The 6382-nt window shown below is 46.8% G+C and carries 5 protein-coding genes; 2 read left to right on the top strand and 3 right to left on the bottom strand.

The genetic code is table 11. The features are described 5' to 3' along the window. Window positions 1–126 precede the first annotated feature (126 nt). Entirely contained in the window at window positions 127–1095 is a 969-nt protein-coding gene (gene queG, locus JGK39_RS27065; protein ID WP_293256133.1) for a tRNA epoxyqueuosine(34) reductase QueG, read from the bottom strand. A gap of 211 nt (window positions 1096–1306) precedes the next feature. Between queG and JGK39_RS27060 the strand changes: the two genes are divergently transcribed. Continuing rightward, a complete protein-coding gene (locus tag JGK39_RS27060; protein WP_293256126.1) occupies window positions 1307–2269 on the top strand; it encodes an orange carotenoid protein N-terminal domain-containing protein in 963 nt (320 codons plus the stop codon). A 459-nt stretch (window positions 2270–2728) separates the two neighbouring features. Further along, window positions 2729–3160 carry a ketosteroid isomerase family protein gene (locus JGK39_RS27055; protein WP_293256124.1) on the top strand — a complete coding sequence of 144 codons (432 nt, stop codon included), beginning with the start codon at window positions 2729–2731 and terminating at the stop codon, window positions 3158–3160. 483 nt (window positions 3161–3643) lie between these two features. Here JGK39_RS27055 and JGK39_RS27050 read toward each other — a convergent pair whose 3' ends face one another. After that, window positions 3644–4066: an anti-sigma regulatory factor gene (locus JGK39_RS27050; protein WP_293256122.1), complete on the bottom strand. Its 423-nt coding sequence runs from the start codon at window positions 4064–4066 to the stop codon at window positions 3644–3646. 463 nt (window positions 4067–4529) lie between these two features. Beyond that, window positions 4530–6203: a SpoIIE family protein phosphatase gene (locus JGK39_RS27045; RefSeq protein ID WP_293256118.1), complete on the bottom strand. Its 1674-nt coding sequence runs from the start codon at window positions 6201–6203 to the stop codon at window positions 4530–4532. Window positions 6204–6382: the final 179 nt, after the last annotated feature.

Here is a 6382-nt window from a genome sequence, read left to right as displayed (position 1 = left end):
TGTCCTTCAATAAGTCTTATAATAACATTGGTTCGTAGTGTGGACTTTAGTCCGCTGATTTTTCTGCGGACTAAAGTCCACACTACGAACCTTTTGATGGCGGGTAATTGAATGGATATGATAGGACTACTGACTGTTAATTTGATTGGCTTTGGCATTTCGGCGCAGCATTTCGGGCTTAATTCGCCGCAGCGCCGAAGCTGTAAATCTGCGGTTCCATTCTTCGTCGGAAATCTCCGCTAATTCTGCAAGTGTCGGTGCTATGTTTTCAGGATAAGGCTCAAATTCTACAACATCTGTTGGTTTGGCAAATCGCTGATTCCAGGGACAAACATCTTGACAAATGTCGCAACCTGCTACCCAACCTTGTAAATTAGATGCAATTTGGTCGGGCAGTTTTTCGGCTCGATTCTCGATCGTATGATAAGCTATGCACCGATCGGCATTCACGACAAAAGGCTCAGCAATAGCTGCCGTAGGACACGCCTCAATGCAGCGAGTGCAACTACCGCAATGTTGGGTGTGCGGCGCATCCGGCTCTAACTCCAGATTAGTCAAAATTTCGCCCAAAAACACCCAAGAACCGTATTCGCGCGAAATTACATTACCATTTTTAGCAATCCAGCCAATCCCCGCCCGCTGGGCCCACATTTTATCCTGAACCGGCCCGGTATCAGCATAATAACGCGCTTCAATTCCTTCGCCTTGCGATCGCACCCAATTTGCTAACAGCTTCAGTTTTTTGTGCAGAATTTTGTGGTAATCCCGCCCCCAACCGTAGCGAGAGATCTTAGCATACTCTCGAACTGCATCGTCCCCCCCTTCAAAGGGGGGATTTTCGGGGCGTTGGTGAGGCGTGTAGTAGTTGATGGCGACACATATTACTGACTGCACGTCTGGCACGAGCGATCGAATATCCAGCCGTTTCGGGTTGGCCATCCATGCCATATCCGCCTGATAACCCTTGTCCAGCCAAGCCTGCAATCTTTGTTTTTCTCGATCGACATCCGCATCTGCCGAGGCTATCCCGACTTTGTGAAACCCCAACTCTAGGCCTTTTTGCTTAATGCGATCGCTATTAATTGATGTTTTCATCGGGTAAAGAACCATATCACAAAATGCGCGATTAGTCTATTAACATTTAGACTGATTGTGCGATAAAATTCATAATACTTTCACAATCTTTATATTTAGAAATTTGAACTCTAATTTGTCAAAAACGTTACATAATTTTAATTAAGGGAGAGTTCGATTCGCACATCTCAAGCACGGAAGTAAAACCCACCGCGAATCTCACAAAATACACATGGCAGTTAGTATTCAATCAGCTCAATCTATTTTCTCCAACACCGAGATTGCTAGCGCTGTTCCGGCTACCACGGACTCGTTCTACAAACTCAGCGTCGAAGACCAACTCGCACTGCTTTGGTATGCCTACACCGAAATGGGCGTTTCCATCACCGCAGCCGCCCCAGGAGTAGCGAGCATGGCCCTTGTCGAAGGCGTCCTCAGCGAAATCAAGCAAATGTCGCCGGCTGCTCAAAGCAAAACTATGTTTGACTTGGCCAGCAACGCCGACACCACCATCGGCCGGATTTACACCTCATTGCGCGTCAACACCAAACTCGGTTTCTGGTACGAGTTGGGACAGTTGATGAAACAGGGCCTTGTGGCTCCGATCCCCGCTGGCTATCAAATGTCTGCTGAAGCCACCGCAGTTCTCGAAACCATCAAGAAACTCGATCCGGGCCAACAAATTACTGTACTCCGCAATACCGTAGTTCACATGGGCTACGATCCCGATTTCAGCCAAGAGTACGGCAAACGCTCTGCTCCCCGCAGCACTCCTACCGCTCCTGCTGAGCGGGTGAAAACCCAGATTGAGGGTATCAGCGAGCAGACTGTACTCAGCTACATCGACAACATGAACGCCTTCGACTTCACCCCAGCCGTCGGTTTATTTGCTGAAGACGGTGCTCTGCAACCGCCTTTCCAAAAGCCGATCGTCGGTCGCGAAGCTATCCTCAACTATATGCGGGAAGAGTGCATCGGCCTGAAAATGATGCCCGAGCGAGGTGTATCGGAGCCTGCTGAAGATGGCTACCGCCAAGTGAAAGTCACAGGTAAAGTCGAAACTCCTTGGTTCGGCGCGAATGTGGGTATGAACATCGCGTGGCGGTTTATGCTCGATCCTCAAGGTCAAATTTTCTTTGTGGCGATCGACTTGTTGGCTTCTCCTAAGGAATTGATGAATTTGATGCGGAAATAGCATCTTCACTCCTGGACGCATCAAGTTCAAAGAAACCGGGTTTTTTACCTAATCTGTGGCTACAGCGAAGAATTTTCGCCCATCAAACCCGGTTTCTGGCCACCTATGCGTCCAGGACTAATCTTCTTGTTTGACAGACTAAACAAGACTCTACAGCAACCCAGATGCCAGGAGGTGTCTGGGTTTAGTTGATTTTATATTTTATATTTTATATTTTATATTTGAAGGATTCAAGGATTGGGAATGACTTATGGCATAAGGGTTTGCGACTTGCCTACAGTTGCATTATTTTTGCTAACTGGTACAATTTCTGTCCATCGCCCTCAAAGCTCCAGGAGGCAAATAGCATGATTGATTTTTTTTAGATAAAATTTATGACCCTACCTATATCTTTTGAGGGATTTGCTGTGACCAAGAGAATGATTACATTAGATTCATTCATCTCAAATCACTTCTTATATGACCGCCACAACTCGACCTATTTTAACTCGCTCTATAAATATTGCCGATCTCACCAAGCCTGCGGTACAGCGATATTTTGAAACTTTTAACGCGGGCGATTTTGAAGCAACCGCTCATTTGTTTGCTGGGGAGGGAATTCTGCACGCGCCCTTTGAAGAGCCAATTATCGGCAAAAGCTCGATCGCCAGTTATCTAAAAACAGAAGCGCGAGGAATGTATCTCGAACCCCAGCAAAGTGCAAGCAAAATTTTAGAATATGGCACAGTTGAAATTCAGGTCAGCGGCCGGGTGCAAACTCCCGCATTTGGTATTAATGTCGGATGGGTTTTTCTGCTCAATTCTCAGGAAGAAATTCTTTCTGTTACCGTCAAACTCTTAGCCTCTCCCCAAGAATTGCTCACTCTGCGGCCTAAGAAATTCGGTTCTTAATAGAGGAATTATCAAGGGAGTGAGGCACAAATTGTTCATTCAGTTAATAGTTGACAACACTTGACACAAGAAGGAAGAGCATTGGAGTAATGAATCATCTGCTTTTAATTTCTCCTTAAAAGAGTTCCGGCTTTAAACCAATTATTTCTGGTACAATGAGGGGTTGTTTGCTTAACTCGCGATCGAGGTGCGTCGCTATTCTAAAAGTCGCTTTTCTTTACGGACTTTTAATAGCGACGCACCCTACAGCTACTTTTGCATAGAATGCGTGAAAATAGAGATTAATTGCTTAAGACCCTTGCTTTTACTGCTTGTTTCTTCTTGCTTCGGCTATACAATCTTAGAGTCTCGTTAGAGAGGGGCGAGATTGCCATAAAAAGTGGCTGTCACCGCACGGTGCGACAGACAACCACTAGAATCAAAAACATTGTCAATCACTAATGACTAATGACTAATGACTAATGACCGATGATTAACGGCTAATTAAGATTTTTCCGGCAAACTAGCTTCTAACTTCAGACAGTTACGACCGTCTAATTGCAAACTGTAGTCCACCCGATCCATAAGTCTGCTCATAATCAGCCAGCCGTAGCCGCTTTCCTGTTTAGCTTCCGGTCTCGGGGGACTGTAAGTATCCATTTCGTAACCTTTACCGTAATCCCAAATTTCTAAACCAATATCCCGATTTTTTAAATTCAAGCGAATTAATACCGGCAAGTTGGGTTGATCTTTGTGAGCATGGCGGATCACGTTAGAATAGGCTTCTGCTAACACCAAGCGCAAACGATTCGACTGACGCGGCCAATCGACGTGCTCTCCTAGCTCAACTTCCAAACTGCTCAGCAACCAATTTTCAACTATTGTTAAAAACCGCAAGTCGCTTGGCACATGAAGCTCAGTATTCATAAAAAAATCCCGTAAGGAGTGAAAACCCTGTGTCTTCAGACCAGGTATGAAACATGACGCACCGAATTTATTTGGCGTTAATATTTGCCGCTACATGAAGGATACTCAATAGCGGGCGATCGATGCAATAGACTTTTTTGAAAGCTTCGATCGCAAAGCATCAGTTAAGAGCTAGGCATTGACCGGGCCCAAAAACGGATACCGTGCCACGCAGTTCAGTCACCCAGAGATCCAAATTTTAGAGGAAAGTTCAAGCTTCCAGATTCAATGCGAGAGTCAAATCTAAAATCTAAAATCTAAAATCTAAAATCGACTGATGCGCTAGTTCTGTAACTTTTGCCCTTAGAGAAGCTTGCAGCTATTGGATCGCCCGCGTTCTGTGCGGTAATCTGTAAGCTGTCAACTGGGGGCTAGAGTTTTTGATACTCGAAGCCCCGACTATCCGTCGGGATGGCTGACAGATTCAGAGAACCTCCAGAGAGAGTATGGTTTGGTCGTCTTCCTGAACGGGATTGTCAGCTCGAATGTAAGCTAACAAACTGTCCAAGTTGAAGGAACCAGGCTCCTGAATCAAGAGTTGCCAAAGCCCTTCTTGTTGTAGCATAGAACGGGTTTCTTCGCCCCCGGAGACCGCGGCAGTGGTCACGCTAGCTTCAGTAATCCCGTCACTTGTCAGCAGAAATACATCTCCTGACTTTAATTCGATCGCACCTGCTTTACCTTTCCAGACTGGCAGTATCCCCAAGGGAATACCGCGAGCTTTGAGGAAATTGGGTTCGGCTGGCGTTGCACCGCTAGCCGCACTCGCTTTCACCTCTGACTGAGACCAAACGATCGGATAAATGTGACCGGCATTAGCAAAAGCCAGGTGTCCCGTTGACGGAGTGTAACGAGCTACAACCATTGTAATAAAATGGTTGTTGCCAATCAGGTCGTCAGCCATACTGCTGTTCATATTCTGCATCACTCGATCGGGCTCGGGAGAAACTTCTTGAGAAAGTTCGCGCCGCATCACCGAAATCGCGCTAGCCATAAATAGAGCAGCCGGAACACCCTTACCCGAAACATCTCCCACAGCTATCCAAATATCCCCTTGCGAGTGGACGTAGACTTCAAAAAAGTCACCGCCAACTTCCCGCGCCGGATAGCAACAAGCTTGCACCCTGACAGTTTCAAAATCCGGCCAACTTTGGCGCAACAAGTTTGTTTGGATTTGGCGGGCCACTTCCAACTCGTTTTGCATCTGCTTGGCTAAATCCAGAGTCCGCTGGTAGAGCTTAGCTTGAGACAGGGCGAGAGCTGCTTGAGCTGCTACACCTTCTATTAACTCTATATCGTCTCCCGACCAAGGGTTAGTCCCGCCAATCTGACACAAAGCGAGCACCGCCAACAAGTCTTGCTGATAAGTCAGGGGTACAGCAATCTCAACCGAGTTACCGTTAGCCCCACTGTTGGCGTTGACTTGAGTTTGGCGGCTGGCTACGGCTTGAACCAGCAAATTTTCATCAAAAGAAAAGCTGCTAGGTTCGGCGGTTTGGGCTTGGTAGGGGAAGGTACTGGGTAACAGCCGATCGACCTCTACAGGCCGCAGCATACAATAGTTGGCCTCAAAAGTTTGACCTACGGTTTGAACAATAGTTTGTACCATACTAGAGTAATCTAGCGACCCGCGAATCACGCTCATCACCTCATTAAACAGAGATTCCTTGCGTAAAGCGCGGCGCAGTGCAACGCTGCGCTGCTTGTAGTATTTGTAAGTTTCTGACGCTTGATTGATAACTGATTTGAGTTCTTCAGGATTCCACGGTTTGGTGATGTACTTGAAAACTTGACCTGCATTAATTGCTTCTACCAAGTCTTCAACATCGGTGTATCCTGTCAGCAGAATCCGAATCGTATCGGGAAAGCGATCGACTGTTTTCCCCAAGAACTCGGTACCATTCATTTCTGGCATCCGCTGGTCAGATATAATTACCGCCATCTCGCCCTGTTCGTCTAGAACGGACAGGGCGCTGAGGGCGCTATCTGCTTTGTAAACCTGAAAATCGCGTCGAAACGTCCGGTACAGCAAATCCAAGTTGTCGGGTTCGTCATCGACTACCATTAGTTTCAGTTTGCTTCCATCTCCCCGACTCATGCTATTCCCTTCCTAGGCGAATTAATCAGGTCTAAAACTAGCTTGTCAAGTACCCTCTTCTGATTCAGCAGAGCCGAATCTGGGTGAGGGGTTCGGGTTTCATAGATCAGTGCCATGTTAGTGATACCACAAGGAAGTTCGGAACTTGCATCCAGTCGCGGCCTTACCAGACCTCGCCT

Source organism: Microcoleus sp. PH2017_12_PCY_D_A, from assembly GCF_020738565.1.
Taxonomy (GTDB): domain Bacteria; phylum Cyanobacteriota; class Cyanobacteriia; order Cyanobacteriales; family Microcoleaceae; genus Microcoleus.
The sequence above is the reverse complement of the archived record's forward strand: the minus strand, read 5'-3'. Positions and strand labels throughout refer to the sequence as shown.